Raw genomic sequence first — 16,810 nt, 5'->3', positions numbered from 1 at the left:
TGGTGAGGGATATTCTCTTGCACAAAGCCCGTATGAGTCACAGCCAGCCTGGCGGTTATTGGCTCACATCAGTTGAACGAGTCAGTTGTTCCCAAGCATCGATTTGCGCTGCATAAGCCTTCAGCTTGCTGCGTACCAATTCAAGTGCGTCGCTTCCCAGTAACAAATGCGCCGGTGGTGTTTCAGTGTTCATGATCGCCAGTATGGCGCGCGCCGCCTTGATGGGGTCTCCCAGTTGCTGGCCGCTTTTGTCCTGACGCGCCTTGCGTATTGGATCAAACACTGCGTCATAGTCCGGAATGCTGCGAGGCGCTCTGACCATCGATCTTCCAGCCCAGTCAGTACGAAAAGAGCCTGGCGCCACGGCAGTAACAGCAATACCAAAATGGCTTACTTCTTTACTCAACACTTCAGAAATTCCTTCCAGTGCAAACTTGCTGCCACAGTAGTACGCGATACCGGGCATGGTAATGAATCCGCCCATGGACGTAATGTTGATAATATGTCCGCAACGACGTTTGCGCATACAGGGAAGTACCGCCTTTATCATTGCCACCGCACCATAGACGTTGACGTCAAACTGACGCTTCATTTGGTCCAGCGCGGATTCTTCCAATACACCTTCATGCCCATAACCTGCATTGTTGACAAGTACGTCAATCGGGCCAATATTGGCTTGAACCTCATCGATTACCTCGTCTATCGCTGCAAAGTCTGTCACGTCGAGCAATCGTGCGAAAGCGCCAGGGCCGTGTGCTTCAAACGACGCCTTTGCTTCTACATTGCGCACCGTTCCCACCACGCGATGGCCGCTGTTGAGTGCTTCCCGAGCTAATGCACGGCCAAAGCCGCTACTGACACCGGTGATGAAAACAATTTTTGATGTGGACATGGAAATACTCCCTTTTGTTAATACATGCATGCATACTATTCTCAAATGGCATTGAGTTTTAGTCCAAATCTTCTCTTTTTATTGCCTATTACTATGATTTCGTTGTTCCATGCACCATCAAAAAAACACTTCTCTCTCCCCGCCTTGCACTCGAGAGCGCTTGACCAGCCTGCTTTTGACGTTGGCGCCAAAGGAAGGCTATAACCTGAGCAGCCTTCCCGACGTACGCTTTCTGCGCTCGAATCGCCCACTTGCACGCACACCGGTTCTTTACGACCCGGGCATCGTTATTGTCTGCCAGGGTACCAAAAAAGGCTATTTCGGCAATCAGACCTATCTGTATGACGAACAGCATTATCTTGCCGTCTCGGTACCGGTTCCCTTTGTGATGGAAACGGATGCGTCGCCAGAGCACCCACTTCTGGCCATCTATATACACTTGGATTTTCAGCTTGCCGCCGATCTGTCGATAGAGATCGACAATCATGGGGCACCATTGTCAATAGTCGCCCCCGAGAGCATGATGTCCAGTCCCATGGATCCGGCAATGCGCGCTTCACTACTGCGTTTCCTTGAAGCAATGAGCACACCTGTGGAGGCCGCAGTACTTGGACCCACTCTGATGCGTGAGCTCTACTACCGAATACTTACGGGCGCTCAGGGCAATGTCCTGCGTTCGGCGCTGGCAATGCGCGGGCAATTCGGGAAAATTGGCAAAATCCTAAGCCGTATTCATACCACCTATGCGCAACCGCTGAATCTTTCACAACTGGCAAATGAAGCCGGCATGAGCGTCCCAACCTTTCATAGCCATTTCAAGGCCATTACTCACACTTCCCCCATGCAATACGTTAAATCGATAAGATTGCACCAGGCCCGATTGCTCATGGTTCGACAAGGCGTTACCGCGTCTGCGGCGAGCCATTCAGTGGGATACGAAAGCTCGTCGCAGTTCAATCGCGAATTCAAACGTCTGTTCGGGTTACCGCCATCCGAAGAGGCAAAGCGCATGCGGGAAAGCTTTGCCGTACCGCCCTCGCATCCGGCGTCGGAATTTGTGTCGTCGCACTAGACAACGAATTGACACTGGCATTTCTTGCATGAACGAGCCTTTGCCTTTTGTATGCCCTGGCCGCCATGCACACTGCACATAACACCTGTTAATTACGTCGTTGTTCTTCGCTGACAAATCCGGGGCTGTCGGCCACATCGGTGTTCTGTGCCCACCATTGAATCTGCCTGGAACGGTGAGCCGGCGCAGCGCTGCCTATGCAGCCGACTCAAATACCTTATCTCGCCCTCACACGACCTACAGTTCCAGCGCCGCTTTGAGCAAATCCACCCGGGGATTGACCGCGCCTGCACGACAGATCAGGGCCACGGCACTCGAATGGGGCTCGGGCACCACGCGCAACTGCCTGACCGGCCCTGTCTGCAGTGTGCTGTGATGAAGCAGCGCAACATCGGGCACGATACCGATGCCCAAGCCTGCCGAGACAAACTGCAGACTGGTAGTCGGGCTGGTCGATTCGATCACCGGCAAAGGGGCAGGCACGCCGGCATGGGTAAAGCAATCTTCGATCAGCTTGCGTCCCATCGATCCTTCGGCAGGCATCACCCAGCGCTCCTTTGCCAAACGGGCCCAGTCCACGCGTCGCGAACGGACCAGTGGATGTCCCACGGATGCCACCACGGCAAACTGCACCTCGAACAACTTGATGTATTCAAATGCGTCAGCGTCGCTGGCCAGCATTTGCTGGGGGAAGGTGGTGATGAGCGCATCCAGTTCTCCTCGCTGGAGCGCGCCGATCAGGGCTGGCACTCGTTCTTCAAGCAATTGCACCCGCACGGGCGCTTCACCTTGCACCAGCTTGGCAATCACGCCCGGCAGATAGGTTTGCGCCACGAATGGCGGTGCACCGATACGGATTTTGGTTGCAAAGCGATCGGCCGAGATGGCCTCTGCACGAAGATGAGACAGCTCGTGCAAAAGCATCGTGGCGCCGCGCAGCACCACTTCACCCTGCGCTGTTGGCGTTAGACCACGCGCAGTGCGTGAGAACAGGGCAAAACCAAAGGCACTCTCGATTTCCGTCAACGCCTTGCTCAATGCCGGTTGCGTCAGGCTCAGCGCCTGCGCTGCGGCCCGCAAACTGCCTCGGTTATGTACTTCCGTAAGCAGACGCAGGTGCCGAAAGCGCAGCTTGGCGACCAGATAGTCAGGTTCAATCAATATTATTGTCCAAAGCTATCAAACATAAAGTTATCGGTATATGAAAATATATCACTTTTTCTATTCACTGCGATCGTCTACTCTTGATGCATTATAAGGAGACAACCATGCATCGCCGGAAATTTTGCCTTGGCGCCCTGGGCGCAGGCCTGTTGGTCGGAACTGCAGCACCGCAGGCTGCGCAAACCTATCCTTCAAGAGCAGTACGTGTCGTTGTTCCCTACCCGGCCGGAGGCGGGCCGGACATCATGATGCGACAGTTTGGCCCTGCGCTGGGCGCTGCTCTGGGACAACCCATCGTAGTGGAAAACAAGGTGGGTGCGGGCGGTGTACTGGCTGCCCAGCATGTTGCCCATGCGCCCGCCGATGGCTACACAGTGCTCATGGGATCCAATTCTCACTTAATTCAGAAGATACTGCAGCCCAAACTGAACTTTGATCCTGTCAACGATTTCATTCCGGTCACCATTATGGGCACATCCCCCAGCGTGCTGGTCGTGGCAGCCAGCTCACCGTACCGTACCGTGCAGGACCTGATAGCCGCATTGACGGCCAATCCCGGTAAAATGAATTACGGTTCCGGCGGCGTTGGTTCGGCAGCCCATCTTGGCGGCGCGACCTTCGTGTCTTTGCTCAAGGCAAAAGCCACGCATGTGCCATTTAAAGGATCAGTGGAAATTCCGCTTTCGCTGCTGCGTGGTGATACGGAATTTGCGTTCACCATCGCGGGGACGGCCATTCCGCAGACCAAGGGCGGCAAGCTGCGCGCGCTGGCTGTGACCAGTAGGGAGCCATTGTCCGAGCTGCCTGGTGTTCCCACGCTGCACGAGGTCTTGAACAGCGATTTGGCGGTGCAGGAATTCTGGTTTGATTTCTGGCTGCCCAAAAACGCCCCAAGACAAGCGGTCGATACGCTTTACAGCGCGACCACGAAGGCGCTGGCCGATGAGGCCGTCAGACGCCAGTTTGCAGCAGGTGGGATTAACGTGGCCCATAGCGCCAGCCCGCAAGCCGATGCCGCGTTTGTGCGCAGCGAATATCAGAAATGGGTCAATATCATCAAACTTGCCGGCGTGACCGTCGGCTGACCGGAGTCATACATGTCCAAACCGCTAGAAGGCGTCCGTGTACTGGATCTGTCGCATGTCATCGCCGGGCCCCTTGCTTCATTCTATCTAGCGCAACTGGGCGCAGAGGTCATCAAGGTGGAACCACCGCTGGCCGGTGAAGTGCTGCGCTCGATGAAGGACGCAACGGACACAGACACACCTACCGGGTTTGCCGCCATCAACGCCGGCAAGCAGTCCCTGGCGCTGGACATCCGGACACAACAGGGCGCCGAACTGCTGCGTACACTGGCCGCATCGGCCGACGTTTTCATAGAAAACTTCCGTCCCGGCGTTGTCGCCCGGTATGGTCTGGACTATGCCAGCATCAGGCAAGTCAGGCCAGACATCGTGTACTGCTCCATCTCGGGCTTCGGACAACACGGTGCCTGGGCGCAACGTGGCGCTTATGATCACGTCGTTCAGGCCCTGACCGGTATGATGATGATGTCCGGAGAAGGAGAAGACGCGCCACCCATCAAGGTGGGTTTCCCCGTTATTGACGTGGCCGTGGGCGTACTGGCCGCGCTGTCAATTGTCTCGTCGCTGCACCGCAGGGCGCGCGAGGGCGTTGGCCAGTACATCGATGCATCCATGGTCCAGGCCTCGCTGATGCTCATGTACCCCAACACCTGCGCCTATCTGAGCGACGGCACGCCTACTCAACGTGTGGGCAATCGCGGGTATACCGGCAGCCCGGCAGCCGATACGTATCGCTGCTCGGACGGCTGGCTGGCCGTTGCCGCCAATACCCCCGCGCAGTTTCGCAAACTCACCGCTGTGATTGGCGTTGAGGATTTGTGTGAGGATGCACGCGCGCTTGACCTTGTTGCCTTCAACGCCCCCAGCGGATTTGTCGTGCCCAATGACACTCATTATGTGACGACGCGTCTGCAAGCGGCTTTCGCCACCCGCAGCGCAATACAACTGGAAGTGCTGCTAAGCGACGCCGGGGTCCCCGCAGCCAAAGTCAGAAAGCTCGAAGAGTTTCTTCACGAGGTCGATACCACCGACTGCGTCGATCTTCCAGACCATCGGTTCCATCAGGGCAACACCCACGTGCGCACCCGAGGCATCGGCTTTGTTTTCGACCAGGACGGACAGCCCACGGTTGACGGTGCCCCTGGCCTGGGCCAGAATACCCATTCGATATTGGCGCGAGCGGGCCTGAGCGAGGACACCATCGCACAGCTTGAGCGCGCCGGGGTCATCCGAACCGATGCCGAAATGGCTGCATCCCTGACCCCCTGAACATTTGTATAACACGGAGACCCCATGACACCTCTTCTACACAACCGCATTGCCATCGTGACCGGCGCAGGCCGCGGTCTTGGCCGTTCCCACGCGCTCGAACTTGCCCGTCACGGCGCCAGGGTCTTGGTCAACGATATGGGCGCAGATCGGCCAGATTCGGATGCGCAGGCCGTTGTCCAGGCCATCGCAGCGGCCGGCGGAGAGGCCATCGCCCATGCTGCGGACGTGACTGATCCCGACCAGGTTGGCGCGATGGTCGAACAGGCGGTTGCGCAGTGGGGTCGTGTCGATATTCTGGTGAACAATGCCGGCATCCTGCGTGACAAAAGCTTTGCCAAGATGACCCTGGAGGATTTCCGGCTGGTGCTGGACGTGCATCTGATGGGGTCGGTACACTGCACCCATGCCGTGTGGAACAGGATGCGCGATCAGAACTATGGCCGTATCGTGATGACGACCTCTTCTTCGGGACTTTACGGTAATTTCGGGCAGGCCAACTACGGTGCCGCCAAAATGGCGCTGGTCGGCCTGATGCAGACACTGGCGCAGGAAGGCGAACGCAATGGCGTGCATGTGAACTGCCTTGCCCCCACGGCAGCCACAGCCATGACAGCGGGGCTGCTGGAGCAGCAAACCCTGGACATGCTGTCGCCGGCATCGGTCAGCCCGGCCCTGGTTGCGCTTGTCGCAGAGAACGCCCCCAACCGCACCATCCTGATGGCAGGAGCTGGCAGCGTTGAACAGGCGAACATCACCATGACACATGGCATATATCTGAACGAGAGCGAACGCTCGGCCGACGTGTTGCTGGATCGGCTTGAAGACATTGCCGATCGCCAGAACGAAACGGTCCCAGCCACCGGATTCGACCAGTTACGCCACGAAATTGCCAAGGCGCAGGCATACAGCCGGACACGCGGGCCAACGACGCGCACTGCGTCGTCAGACTCTGTCAGTTAAAAGTAAAGACAAGCCATTCGTCCAGCCCGCAGAGAGCCTGACTGCCGCCTGCGCCAAAATCTGCGCAGCGCCCACTGCGCTCTGCTTACTGATATTCTTGCCATGACAACTGCCCCCTCCAGCGCTTGCGCCATACAGAAATTCGATTGCGTTGCCGCACTTGACCGATTTGTCGGGCAGCCGGCGATCGCATCGGCACCGCTGCTCATTGAGCAGGAGATGATTAATCGATTTGCGCACGTGACGCACGATCACCAGTGGATTCATGTAGACCCGGAGCGGGCCAAGACGCAGTCACCGTCCCAGCACACCATTGCACACGGTTTTCTCGTACTGTCGCTGCTGACCTACTGGCAGACAAGTTGCATGGCCTTTCCCGGCGCTGTCATGGCATTGAATTATGGTTTCGACAAGATCCGCTTCACCGCCCCGGTTGTGGCAGGATCGCGGGTATCGGCCAGTTTTGCATTGACACAGGTGACCGAAACAAAACCCGCGCATGCCCGCTGTACCTGGGAGGTCACGGTAAACGCCGAGAATGCGCCGCGACCATCGGTCTACGCCGAATGGCATATCCTGGTTCAATATGAAGGCGGGGAAGCGACGTGATCGGACTTGCTACTGGCCATGTCCAAGAACACAGAAAGAACCTCATCGGAGATCTCTTACTGGATTACGAACAACTCAGCGGCCAACATGGTGCAGATGCACAATGGGCAATGTACGGTCGCAGCTACACTTAGCCATTACTCGATATAGGGCTTCAGTTCTGCCACATGGTGGCACTCTTAAAAAGAACGGATTTCATGCTGCAACATTGCTACGCGGTGCCGCAATCTAATGAAGACACTCCGGATCTTATGGCGATCATGAGCCTGCCACTTAGTTCAAAAGACAATAGCCCCGACCCCACTCTCGGTAGTTCACGCTGAGAGCAAGGCCGGGGGTCGGGTAAGTCTACTCAACCAAGGCTGCGGCCCGGGATGACCCAAACGCGTTTGGGTTTGTTTGCGCTTGTGCGCGAGCGATGAATCGTTCCTCCAGATTGCTCACGGCCCGAAGCACTCGCGCCATATCTATGACTTCATCATAGACCGCAATGCCGGCTTGTCGTGCGATCTCGATATACTCGCGGCGCATGGCGTCCAGAGCTTCAGACCGGTCGCTTCTGAGCGCAAGCAGAAAATGAGTATTGTCGCCCCGTTCCGACCGTACCTCGGTGATCACGGAAATCAGGTTGGCTAGCGGATTACTGGTCCCGCGGCCGACAAAAGCAGCCAGGTTCAGATGCATTGCGATGGCGTGAGGCTTTGCCTTCTCATAAACAATATCCAGAATTTCTTTTGCGATGAATCCATCCTTCTCCTGCAGGCTTCTCACAGGGGTATCAATCGGATTCAGGACACTCGTGCCAGGCGGGAAACCCAGCGCCTCCAGGTCCTGCACTACTTGTGACGCAAAGGGCGCGACATTGAGTCCGGAACGGGCAAAAGCGTCTGCGCCAAGGACGCTGGATCCTCCTCCATTACCAAACAGCACCACATCTGTCGTGGGGGTCATTTTTCGCAATGCAAGGAACTGCAACGCTAATAGCAAGTTAATGAACTCGTCTACGGTGTCCACGAGTTCGACTATCGTTTGTTTCGCAAGCGCTTCCCATGCTTCCTGTCCCGAAGCCAAAGCACCCGTATGGGACTGGGCAGCAAGCTGACCCTGCTGCGTGGCACCTCCGCGAAGAATCACTACCGGTTTCGGGTTCGGTGCTGCGTGAAGCACTTCGAAGAGTTCGCGCCCGTTTTTGACGTCTTCAATATACATTCCTATCGCCTTGGTCGCAGGATCGGCAAGGTAGTAGCGAAGAAGCTCAACAGGTTTGACGTCGACACTATTTCCAATTGTTGCCAGCCCGCTAAAGCGCAGGCCGCGCCACTGACCACGCTTGATAATATCGGTAGAAAGCCCACCCGACTGCGAGACGACGCCAATGACTCCTGCTTCAGTTGGCGCATCCTTTGGAAAGGTGAGTCGGCCTGCCGGCGAATAAGTCCCCAGGCAGTTCGGACCCAGCAGGCGAATCCCTCCCTTGCTGGCCGTTTCAAGCAATCGGGCTTGCCCCCGTTTCCCCTCCTCGGTGTCTTCGAAACCTGAACTGATGATCTGGACGAAGCGGCATTTTCCCGGAGCAACGTCAATCGATGAACAAATGCGCTCGGCGCCAATGGCGACGTAGGTATAGTCGACACATGCCGGCGCATCTGCGAGGCTGGGATACGCCTTGACCCCCTCAATCTCTTGCGCTTTGGGATGTATCGGGTAAATGTCCCCGTCAAACCCGAACTCGCGCAGACGGCGGATAAAGGTGTTGGCGATCGTCACGTCCTTCGTTGACGCGCCCAGAACCGCCACTGTCTTCGGGAAAAATAGCGGCCTGAAATGTTCCAGTACTTCCTGATCGCTGCGCGCTCCACCGTGTGGGAGCATCACGCGGTCGGCTTTCCGGGAAATGAATCTGGCGTCTACCGCCACCAGCCTGTCGCCTGTGTGAATCAGAGGATTAATATCAATTTCCTCGATCTCTTCCTGGTGCGTCATGAACAACCCGGACTCGCCGCCGATTTTCATCAGAGCCTGTACCACCATCTCCCTATCGTAGGTGTCTCCCCCACGGAAACCATCAAAGAGCCTGGCACTTTGTAACCCGTCTACCATATTGCGGGCGTCATCCTCCGAGACAGGGCACAGACGAAACGTGACATCCTTCAATAGCTCAATGTATATCCCGCCTGCACCGAGCATGATGAGCGGGCCAAATTGAGGATCATAGAATCCGCCAATTGCAATTTCCAAACCAGGCGGAACCATCTCCTCGACCAGCCAGCCCTCGATCCGGGCGTCAACGATGGCGGGCAAGCAGCTCATGCGATCAATCGCTTCTGCAACCTGCTCCGCGGTCTGGAGGCCCAGCGTAACGCCCCCCGCATCGGATTTATGCAGGATGTCTCCCGACACAACCTTGACTACATAGGGCGCCCGAAGGGTACCGACGCGCTTGCGCGCATCCTGAGCGTTGTCTGCAACGAACGATTGTGGCGTATCAATGCCGAACTGCGCGAGAAGCTCCTTGCCGGCCTTCTCATTCAAACTTACTGGATTCACTAGCGCGCTCCTTGTTCTGTTAATAGCAGTGGACAATCAAAAGCTGGTCGGCCAGCTGCGCATTATTCTTTCGCCGACGCCGCCAGACAGCCGGCGCTCCTGCACCTGAAGCATCTTGATCATGAATGATCGTGTTTCCTGCGGTTTTATGACATCGTGGGCCGAGAAAATCCTGGCCATGTCCCAAATCTCAAGATCTTTTTGGATATGCGCCAGCGCCTCTTCAAAGCCATCGTCTTTAGCGGTTCGATTGTGAACAATGTTGGTGGCAAAAACAGGATCCATGAAGCTGACTTCAGCCATAGGCCAGGCGACCATCGTATCGTTATGCGCACCCCCACCCATGGCCACGTAGGCTCGTCCATACGCTTTGCGGCATAAAACCGTAATTTGCGGAACCGTTGTCAGGCAGGTGGCATTCATGAAATTCATAATCTGGCCTGGTGCGCCTTTGCGTTCCGCTTCAGTACCCACCACGAACCCAGGCGTGTCTACAAACCTGATCAGAGGTATGTTAAAACTGTCGCACAAGACCGTAAAATCGATCGCCTTGCGGCACGCCTCTGCGGAAAGCGCGCCTCCGCCCGTAAGCGGGTTGTTGGCGATGACCCCGACCACGCGACCGTCCAACCTTGCCAGGCAAGTGACCAGCGACTTGCCAAAACGGGCCTTCAACTCCATGATGCTGCCTTTATCGAAAACAATCTCCAGGATTTTTTTCATGTTGTACACCTGAGTCCGACTCTCCGGAATAACGTCCAGAATGGCTTCCTGATCAGAGACAGCGTCTTCGGCCACCACTGTCCTTGGTGATAGCTCTTTCGCGTTGGCGGGCATATAGGACAGGAATGTTCGAATTGCCGTCATTGCTTCTTCATCGCTATCGACAAAGTAATCAATGAGGCCCGTCTGTTCTGCATGCAGGCGCCATCCACCCAACTCTTCCAGATCGACTTTTTCGCCGATCGCCATTGATACCAGACGCGGGCTGGAGACCGACATAATGGAGCCTTTCTTCATCACCGCGAAATCGGAGCAGCAACATAGCCACGCAGACGAACCAAAAGACGTATTGAGTGCCGCAGACGCCCACGGCACGTCGCGAACGCGTCGAAATTGAGTCGTGTCATTGCCCAGCATCTGCCCCATGCCTTTTGACCCCATCGCGTCGGGTAGCCGCGCTCCAGTGGACTCTCCGATATGAACAAACGGGATACCTCGCTCATTGCAGGTTTTGCGGATATACCCCATTTTTTTTGAGTTTGTCGTACTGGTCGATGCTCCCTTGGTGGTGAAATCATTGACCACGACGCCCGCATGCCGTCCGTCTATCTTTCCGAAGCCGACAATCTTGCCATCGCGGGGAGTTACATCCTTATCCTGCTCAAATGCCGAGGCGCCCAGCAGGCCAACCTCAAAAAAGCTTCCCGGATCGACCAGCTGATCCAAACGTTCCTGTGCGTTAAGATCTCCCGATTCTCGACGTTTTTCAAGCTTTCGCTCTCCCCCCATCCCAGCGGCGGCATTGCGTCTTTTGTCCAATTCATTCATCAACTCACTATGCTTCATTTGCTTTAGTCCTCAATATTCGACAATGTGTTTTTCGACCGTGAGACGTTCTATCGCCTCGTCATCAAGTCTTGGCGTATAGCCGGCCTGCAACTGGATTTTTCCCTGGCTAAATGGCATAGGGTTTCGAAACAGCTTGTCCTTATGCTTCAGAAACCCATTGAACTCTCCCTTGGTCTTGATAAGGCGCGCAGCGATTGTGGCTTCCATCCAGTTATTGATTTCGCTGCCTAAACCATCGCCCAGGACGGCTAGCATGTCATGGTCATGGATACGCTGGATACCATCGGCCAGGGCCTGCAAGCTACCAAAGCGTTTTAGTTTGACTTTGCAAAAGCGCACGTTCTCAATAGCCGCGGCCCGCTCGATGTCAGCGATGCTGCATATGGGTTCATCAAGCATCAAGGGAACCGGGCTTTCGCGTGCTACAGCCGCATTGTCGTCCCAGCTATCTGCACCGCAGGGTTGTTCAAAGAGCTCCACACCGGCATACCTGAGGCCCTGGGTGAATCGAATGGCTTCTTGTCTGGAATACGCCCTGTTCGCGTCCAGACGAATGGTCGCCCGACCGTCAAGCAGACGAAGCGTCGTATTGGCGCGCACGATGTCCGCCTCCACATCCTTGCCCACTTTCACCTTGAAAGTGGTGAATCCTTCGTAAAGCAATTGGTCCACCTCGCGCTCTATCCCGGCCTCGTCCGTCGCATTGATCGGAACGATGAGCTCAAGGTCCCTATCGCGCTCAATACTTAACCATTCACTTCTTTCCAGGCACTCAATGGCTGTCATAAGCAGTGTGGTAGCGACCTTGCTTTGATCCAGATGCGCCACGACATCGCTTCTGAATTGATCGATGCTCTTGTCTCGCAATTGGGCGAGGCGTTGCTGGCAATATGCCCATGCACCTTCCCGGGTTTCGGCACTCGAGCCCGGCGAGACGTGAGCGTCGGAAAATGACCGCCTGCCGTCCGCATGCTCCAGCTCCAGAACAAACGGCTCAAACTCGGTAAAGGTGCGATATGAAAGCCTGTAAGGCTGATATAGCGGCAGCCGAAGCCATCGCAGTGTTGCTTTCGTTATGTCTCCCAATGCAATTCCTTTAGTGGTTGTCATTATTACCACTAAAGTTTAAACTAACATATAGTTAAATACAAGAGCGTGAAAAAGAGAGGAAAGTCATGAAACGAAAATTGCGTAGTGTGCTGTATGTCCCCGGAATCAATGAAAAAGCCATGCATAAAGCCGCGACGTTACCGGTCGATGCAGTGATTTTTGATCTTGAAGACAGCGTTCTGCATGAACGCAAGGCGCAGGCCACGGAAACCCTGTCACGGTTCTTGCAAGATAATCGCGATGAACTTCATGGCAAATATGTCGTGGTCCGGATCAATGGCCGCGATACAGAATTCTGGGACCTGGATTTGGATATGGTCACGACAGCGCAGCCTGACGCCGTACTGCTACCCAAAGTCGTTCACCCGAATATTCCCAGGCTAGCCCGCGAAAAGCTTGGCAATGGTGGATCCGAATCAACCAGAATTTGGTGTATGGTCGAAAACCCGATCGGCATTCTGAAGCTGGAGCACATTGTCGAAAATGGGTTGACCGATGGTGTTGAATGTCTGGTACTCGGTACCAATGACCTGATCAAGGACAGCGATATTGACCCAGGCCCTGCGCGTAGCAATCTTATACCGTGGCTGGCACATGTTACACTCGTCGCTAAGTCATTCAATATCCCGGTTATCGACGGTGTGTTGAATAACATTCATGACCTTGACGCCCTGAAGGCGGAATCTGAAATCGCCAAAGCGATGGGCATGAGCGGCAAGACAATTATCCATCCGCTCCAGGTGGAAACCGTTAATCTATGCTTCAGCCCCACTGCCGAGGAACTAGAAAACTGGAGGCGTATTGTGCAGGCTTATGCACAACCTGAGAATGCCGGCAAAGGCGTTATCAATCTGGATGGCGTTATGGTCGAGCGACTTCACCTCGAAATTGCCGAGAGACGGCTGCGGGATTACAGTCCTGAGGTATAGGTGAATTGCGAAGCAGTGGACGGGGCCGTAAGCCGGACCAGTCCTCCGCTGTTTTATCTGAACAAAAGATAAATTCCCTGTGCCAGATAGACCCCCCCGATCACGATAAGAATGAACTTGGTCCATCGTCGGAACTGGGCATCCGATAGCTTTTCCAGAATACTGCGGCTTAGCGTTGTACCCGCTACAGCCATAAGAATGCAAAGTCCAAAGACCCACGCATGGATGCCCTCGCCGCCCAGCGTATTGCCGGCATGGAGAAAATAGATCAACTTCGCGAAGTGCGCCCCCGTCTGGCAGACCGCTTTAGTGGCGACAACAGTACGCCGGTCAAATTCGGAACGAATGAAAAAGGCGTCCAGCACCGGACCGGACACGCCCGCCACAAATTGAAGTAAGGCGTTAAGAAAACCGCAAATCTCAGCCCCAAATGGGCGATCTGCCTGAGGAATCCACCGGGGTGGCACCAGCATGACCAGAAAGGGCACGCAACCCAGGCAAATCAGGACAGTGGCGCGATCAGGCACGTAACTTACGAAAAAAAACAGGGCACAGGCCGCCAGCAAACCGCCGGTAAAGCGCAGGAACACCTGGAAATCCGCATAGCGCCGCCAAACAACGGCACGCCACCCGTTGGAGGTCATCTGCGTCACACCGTGCAGCACCATTGCCGTTGGCACGGGCAGAACAAGCAGAAGCGCACCCATCAATATCATTCCGCCTGCCATGCCGAAGGCCCCTGAAATAAAACCAGTGGCAAGAACGGATACGCCAATGAAAGCGGCGATCAGTAAATCCATGTCAAGGCAGCGCATAGAGCGACGTTGGGGAAACGCAGCCCGGGTTTTACCAGAGCCTGGGAAACGGACGAAACGCGCCATAGCAAGCATGCCGGGCATCGGACTAATAGGGATCTTTTCATCATACGCGCCTCTTCCTGAGCTCTAGGCCGCTTTCGCGCGTGCCGGCAACAAGGAATCCTTGTGCTCTTCGATAAACCCTGTACTGACCCGTCCCTCGCGGAAAGATGCATTCTTCATGCAGGCAACAAGAAAATCAAGGTTGGTTTTTATACCTTCTATCCTTACACCTGCCAATGCACGAAGCATTATCTCGATAGCCTGCGACCGATCCGCGCCATAGGCGACGATTTTGGCAACCATGGGATCATAGAAAGGCGTAATTTCGCCGCCCTGCTCATAGCCAGTTTCGATTCGGATCTGCGCTGAGTCGACCGCCGACAGGTCAAACACGCTCAATTGGCCCGGGGAAGGCATGAAATTCTTCTCGGGATTTTCAGCGTACAGGCGGCATTCGATCGCGTGGCCACTTGACCGTATCTCATCCTGCCCCATGGCCTTTAACACGCCACCTGCGTATTGAAGCTGCATGGCGACCAGATCCAGACCGGTAATCATTTCCGTCACAGGATGCTCAACCTGGATCCGGGTATTCATTTCCAGGAAAAAGAACTCCTTCGTATTGACATCAAAAATGAACTCGACCGTTCCTGCACCTTGATATCCTACGGACACAGCCAGGTCAATCGCTGCTTTCTGCATTTTTTTCCGGACGGCCAGTGGAATGTCCGGCGCCGGTGCCTCTTCGATGACTTTCTGAAAGCGACGCTGCAAGGAGCAATCACGCTCATACATATGCACTGCAGTGGAGTCAAAGCCAAAAATCTGCACTTCCACATGACGCGCGCATGGAATGAATCTCTCCAGAAAAATTTCGTCGCTCCCAAAGGCCGATTTGGCCTGCGATTGCGTCGCCGCTGCCGCTGCAATGAGTTTTGAAGGCTCGAAAACCTGACGCATACCAATGCCGCCGCCTCCGGCAGCCGCTTTCACCAGCAAAGGAAATCCGACGGATTCTGCTTGCGCTTGCAGCGCCTCAGGGTTGGCAGCATCCAGCCGGCCTGTACCAGGCACAACGGGCACGCCGGCCTTAATCGCGAGTTCACGCGCATTTTGCTTGTTGCCCATCTCTCTGATGGACTCAGGACGAGGACCGATCCACGTCAAGCCTTGTGCAATAACCGCCGTGGCAAATTCGCAATTTTCGGCAAGAAAACCGTAACCTGGATGCACCGCGTCTGCTCCTGTGAGTCGGGCTGCGTCCAGAATTTTGGCGCTATCCAGATAGCTCAACGCACTTCTTGCTGGGCCGATATGTACACTCTCGTCAGCCAGACGAACATGCGGCGAGTCGGCATCGACATCCGAATATACGGCCACAGAGGCGACCCCCAACGTTTGGCATGCGCGTATGACACGGCAGGCGATTTCTCCCCTATTGGCAATCAGGACCTTTTTAAGCATTTCGCACTCCTTATGCCTCGATGCGGGCCACGACCGTTCCTTCGGTAACCGTTTCCCCTTCTTGAATGAGAATCTCTTTTACGATGCCGCTTTCTACCGCTATGACAGGAATCTCCATTTTCATGGACTCCAGGATCATGATCGGCTCATCTTCCTCAACGTGCGATCCGACTTGTTGAACAATCTTCCACACGTTGCCCGTTATCTCGGTCTTGATATCTACTATTGCCATGGTCTCCATCCAGTTTGTCGTTTATGTTTGCACGTCTCTGGCAGGATCACCAAGAGTGCTTTTGCCAGCGTGCTTGACAACATCATATCGAAAATTTATAGTAGTTGCAATCACAACAACCAAATTAGGAGATTACCCATGACCCGAACACATGAGCCTGACAGCCACGCCATGCAAGGCAATATTGAAGACTGGAAGGGTCGGCAACACATCGCGAAGGAAATAATAGAGCAGTGGCCGCTTAATGGCCTTGCCAGCCTTATCGGCGGCCGTTCGAACGTACCGACCGTTGACTTGCTGGGCGGAATACACCCCTGCGGTCACTGGCTTTACTTCGTCCCAGCCGTTCCGCAGCCAGAGGTAGACTTAGACGGTCACCCCAAGCGCGGCAAATTCATTCCACCGTTACCGCAAGCGAGACGGATGTGGGCAAAAAGCGTCATTACTTATCACCATGACCTGCAGGTCGGCAAACAAGTCGATAGAACTGCAACTATTTCCAGCATTGACACCAAAACGGGCAAATCGGGTGAGATGATATTTCTTGGGATTAATAATAGATACACGCAGGAAGGTCGCCTGCTTCGTGAGGAAGAACAAACCGTTGTTTACAGAGACCATCAGGACTATGATGACGATATTTTCACGCTAAGAGCCAAGTCTGGTTCCGATTGGTCGGTTCCAGAAAAACTCAATGCCACGGAATTGTTCCGCTACTCTGCTGTCACGTTCAACAGCCATCGTATTCATTACGATGCAGACTATACGCGGAATGTGGAGAAGTATCCGGCTATCATCGTACAGGGTCAGCTCATTGCGACGCTGGTGTTAAACCATGCTTTAGTGGCGGCTGGTGTTACCCGATGCAAGCAGTTCACCTTCAAGGCAGTCAAGCCACTTTTCGTAGACCGTCCATTTTTTATCGAAGGCCTGCGGCTTGGCGATGGCAAAATAGAGGCTTGGGCGCGGGAAGAGGATGGACGGGTCAATATGCTGGCTGAAATTATCTTGTAGATAACGCATGCAGCCGCCCTAATATGCT

General features: G+C 54.9%; 15 protein-coding genes. 7 read left to right on the top strand and 8 right to left on the bottom strand.

The window, feature by feature from the left end:
* Window positions 1-55 precede the first annotated feature (55 nt).
* Window positions 56-892 carry an oxidoreductase gene (locus tag INT32_RS07105; protein WP_193088025.1) on the bottom strand — a complete coding sequence of 279 codons (837 nt, stop codon included), beginning with the start codon at window positions 890-892 and terminating at the stop codon, window positions 56-58.
* 109 nt (window positions 893-1,001) lie between these two features.
* Between INT32_RS07105 and INT32_RS07100 the strand changes: the two genes are divergently transcribed.
* Window positions 1,002-1,964 (top strand): AraC family transcriptional regulator, encoded by a 963-nt coding sequence (locus INT32_RS07100; protein WP_193088024.1) that lies wholly within the window; start codon window positions 1,002-1,004, stop codon window positions 1,962-1,964.
* A 237-nt stretch (window positions 1,965-2,201) separates the two neighbouring features.
* On the opposite strand, the gene INT32_RS07095 is transcribed toward INT32_RS07100, so the two are convergent.
* Window positions 2,202-3,125 carry a LysR family transcriptional regulator gene (locus INT32_RS07095; protein WP_193088023.1) on the bottom strand — a complete coding sequence of 308 codons (924 nt, stop codon included), beginning with the start codon at window positions 3,123-3,125 and terminating at the stop codon, window positions 2,202-2,204.
* A gap of 107 nt (window positions 3,126-3,232) precedes the next feature.
* Here INT32_RS07095 and INT32_RS07090 point away from each other — a divergent pair, with 107 nt between their 5' ends.
* From INT32_RS07090 to INT32_RS07075, 4 genes are all read left to right on the top strand, one after another.
* Window positions 3,233-4,213, top strand: a complete 981-nt coding sequence (locus INT32_RS07090; protein WP_193088022.1) for a tripartite tricarboxylate transporter substrate binding protein — start codon at window positions 3,233-3,235, stop codon at window positions 4,211-4,213.
* A 12-nt stretch (window positions 4,214-4,225) separates the two neighbouring features.
* Complete coding sequence (locus INT32_RS07085) at window positions 4,226-5,482, top strand: CaiB/BaiF CoA-transferase family protein (protein WP_193088021.1); 1,257 nt, start codon at window positions 4,226-4,228, stop codon at window positions 5,480-5,482.
* A gap of 24 nt (window positions 5,483-5,506) precedes the next feature.
* Window positions 5,507-6,445, top strand: coding sequence for an SDR family NAD(P)-dependent oxidoreductase (locus tag INT32_RS07080; RefSeq protein ID WP_193088020.1), 939 nt, complete (start codon window positions 5,507-5,509; stop codon window positions 6,443-6,445).
* Window positions 6,446-6,547: 102 nt separating this feature from the next.
* Window positions 6,548-7,054: a MaoC family dehydratase gene (locus INT32_RS07075; RefSeq protein WP_193088019.1), complete on the top strand. Its 507-nt coding sequence runs from the start codon at window positions 6,548-6,550 to the stop codon at window positions 7,052-7,054.
* Window positions 7,055-7,402: 348 nt separating this feature from the next.
* Here INT32_RS07075 and INT32_RS07070 read toward each other — a convergent pair whose 3' ends face one another.
* Genes INT32_RS07070 through INT32_RS07060 form a run of 3 tightly spaced genes read right to left on the bottom strand, consistent with a single transcriptional unit; the run spans window position 7,403 to window position 12,283 of the window.
* Window positions 7,403-9,601: an acetate--CoA ligase family protein gene (locus INT32_RS07070; protein ID WP_193088018.1), complete on the bottom strand. Its 2,199-nt coding sequence runs from the start codon at window positions 9,599-9,601 to the stop codon at window positions 7,403-7,405.
* A 36-nt stretch (window positions 9,602-9,637) separates the two neighbouring features.
* Window positions 9,638-11,170, bottom strand: coding sequence for an acyl-CoA carboxylase subunit beta (locus tag INT32_RS07065; protein ID WP_193088017.1), 1,533 nt, complete (start codon window positions 11,168-11,170; stop codon window positions 9,638-9,640).
* A gap of 12 nt (window positions 11,171-11,182) precedes the next feature.
* A complete protein-coding gene (locus INT32_RS07060; RefSeq protein WP_226816639.1) occupies window positions 11,183-12,283 on the bottom strand; it encodes a mandelate racemase/muconate lactonizing enzyme family protein in 1,101 nt (366 codons plus the stop codon).
* Window positions 12,284-12,348: 65 nt separating this feature from the next.
* Here INT32_RS07060 and INT32_RS07055 point away from each other — a divergent pair, with 65 nt between their 5' ends.
* Window positions 12,349-13,212 (top strand): CoA ester lyase, encoded by an 864-nt coding sequence (locus INT32_RS07055; protein WP_193088015.1) that lies wholly within the window; start codon window positions 12,349-12,351, stop codon window positions 13,210-13,212.
* A gap of 53 nt (window positions 13,213-13,265) precedes the next feature.
* Here INT32_RS07055 and INT32_RS07050 read toward each other — a convergent pair whose 3' ends face one another.
* The 3 genes from INT32_RS07050 to INT32_RS07040 form a co-directional block, all read right to left on the bottom strand.
* Window positions 13,266-14,012 (bottom strand): sulfite exporter TauE/SafE family protein, encoded by a 747-nt coding sequence (locus INT32_RS07050; RefSeq protein ID WP_193088014.1) that lies wholly within the window; start codon window positions 14,010-14,012, stop codon window positions 13,266-13,268.
* 144 nt (window positions 14,013-14,156) lie between these two features.
* The gene (locus tag INT32_RS07045) at window positions 14,157-15,536 is read right to left on the bottom strand and encodes an acetyl/propionyl/methylcrotonyl-CoA carboxylase subunit alpha (RefSeq protein WP_193088013.1); all 1,380 of its coding nucleotides are present in this window, start codon (window positions 15,534-15,536) and stop codon (window positions 14,157-14,159) included.
* Window positions 15,537-15,546: 10 nt separating this feature from the next.
* Complete coding sequence (locus INT32_RS07040) at window positions 15,547-15,768, bottom strand: acetyl-CoA carboxylase biotin carboxyl carrier protein subunit (protein WP_193088012.1); 222 nt, start codon at window positions 15,766-15,768, stop codon at window positions 15,547-15,549.
* Between the two features lie 138 nt (window positions 15,769-15,906).
* Between INT32_RS07040 and INT32_RS07035 the strand changes: the two genes are divergently transcribed.
* Window positions 15,907-16,782 (top strand): MaoC family dehydratase N-terminal domain-containing protein, encoded by an 876-nt coding sequence (locus INT32_RS07035; protein WP_193088011.1) that lies wholly within the window; start codon window positions 15,907-15,909, stop codon window positions 16,780-16,782.
* Window positions 16,783-16,810 lie beyond the last annotated feature (28 nt).

Source organism: Advenella sp. FME57, from assembly GCF_014897675.1.
Lineage (GTDB): Bacteria > Pseudomonadota > Gammaproteobacteria > Burkholderiales > Burkholderiaceae_B > Advenella.
The sequence above is the reverse complement of the archived record's forward strand: the minus strand, read 5'-3'. Positions and strand labels throughout refer to the sequence as shown.

Excerpts from the sequence above, each read along its gene's own strand:
- INT32_RS07040 (WP_193088012.1), bottom strand. The coding sequence starts at position 15,768 with ATGGCAATAGTAGATATCAAGACCGAGATAACGGGCAACGTGTGGAAG.
- INT32_RS07035 (WP_193088011.1), top strand. The coding sequence starts at position 15,907 with ATGACCCGAACACATGAGCCTGACAGCCACGCCATGCAAGGCAATATT.
- INT32_RS07090 (WP_193088022.1), top strand. The coding sequence starts at position 3,233 with ATGCATCGCCGGAAATTTTGCCTTGGCGCCCTGGGCGCAGGCCTGTTG.
- INT32_RS07075 (WP_193088019.1), top strand. The coding sequence starts at position 6,548 with ATGACAACTGCCCCCTCCAGCGCTTGCGCCATACAGAAATTCGATTGC.
- INT32_RS07055 (WP_193088015.1), top strand. The coding sequence starts at position 12,349 with ATGAAACGAAAATTGCGTAGTGTGCTGTATGTCCCCGGAATCAATGAA.
- INT32_RS07080 (WP_193088020.1), top strand. The coding sequence starts at position 5,507 with ATGACACCTCTTCTACACAACCGCATTGCCATCGTGACCGGCGCAGGC.
- INT32_RS07065 (WP_193088017.1), bottom strand. The coding sequence starts at position 11,170 with ATGAAGCATAGTGAGTTGATGAATGAATTGGACAAAAGACGCAATGCC.
- INT32_RS07060 (WP_226816639.1), bottom strand. The coding sequence starts at position 12,283 with ATGACAACCACTAAAGGAATTGCATTGGGAGACATAACGAAAGCAACA.
- INT32_RS07045 (WP_193088013.1), bottom strand. The coding sequence starts at position 15,536 with ATGCTTAAAAAGGTCCTGATTGCCAATAGGGGAGAAATCGCCTGCCGT.
- INT32_RS07050 (WP_193088014.1), bottom strand. The coding sequence starts at position 14,012 with ATGGATTTACTGATCGCCGCTTTCATTGGCGTATCCGTTCTTGCCACT.
- INT32_RS07100 (WP_193088024.1), top strand. The coding sequence starts at position 1,002 with ATGCACCATCAAAAAAACACTTCTCTCTCCCCGCCTTGCACTCGAGAG.
- INT32_RS07085 (WP_193088021.1), top strand. The coding sequence starts at position 4,226 with ATGTCCAAACCGCTAGAAGGCGTCCGTGTACTGGATCTGTCGCATGTC.
- INT32_RS07105 (WP_193088025.1), bottom strand. The coding sequence starts at position 892 with ATGTCCACATCAAAAATTGTTTTCATCACCGGTGTCAGTAGCGGCTTT.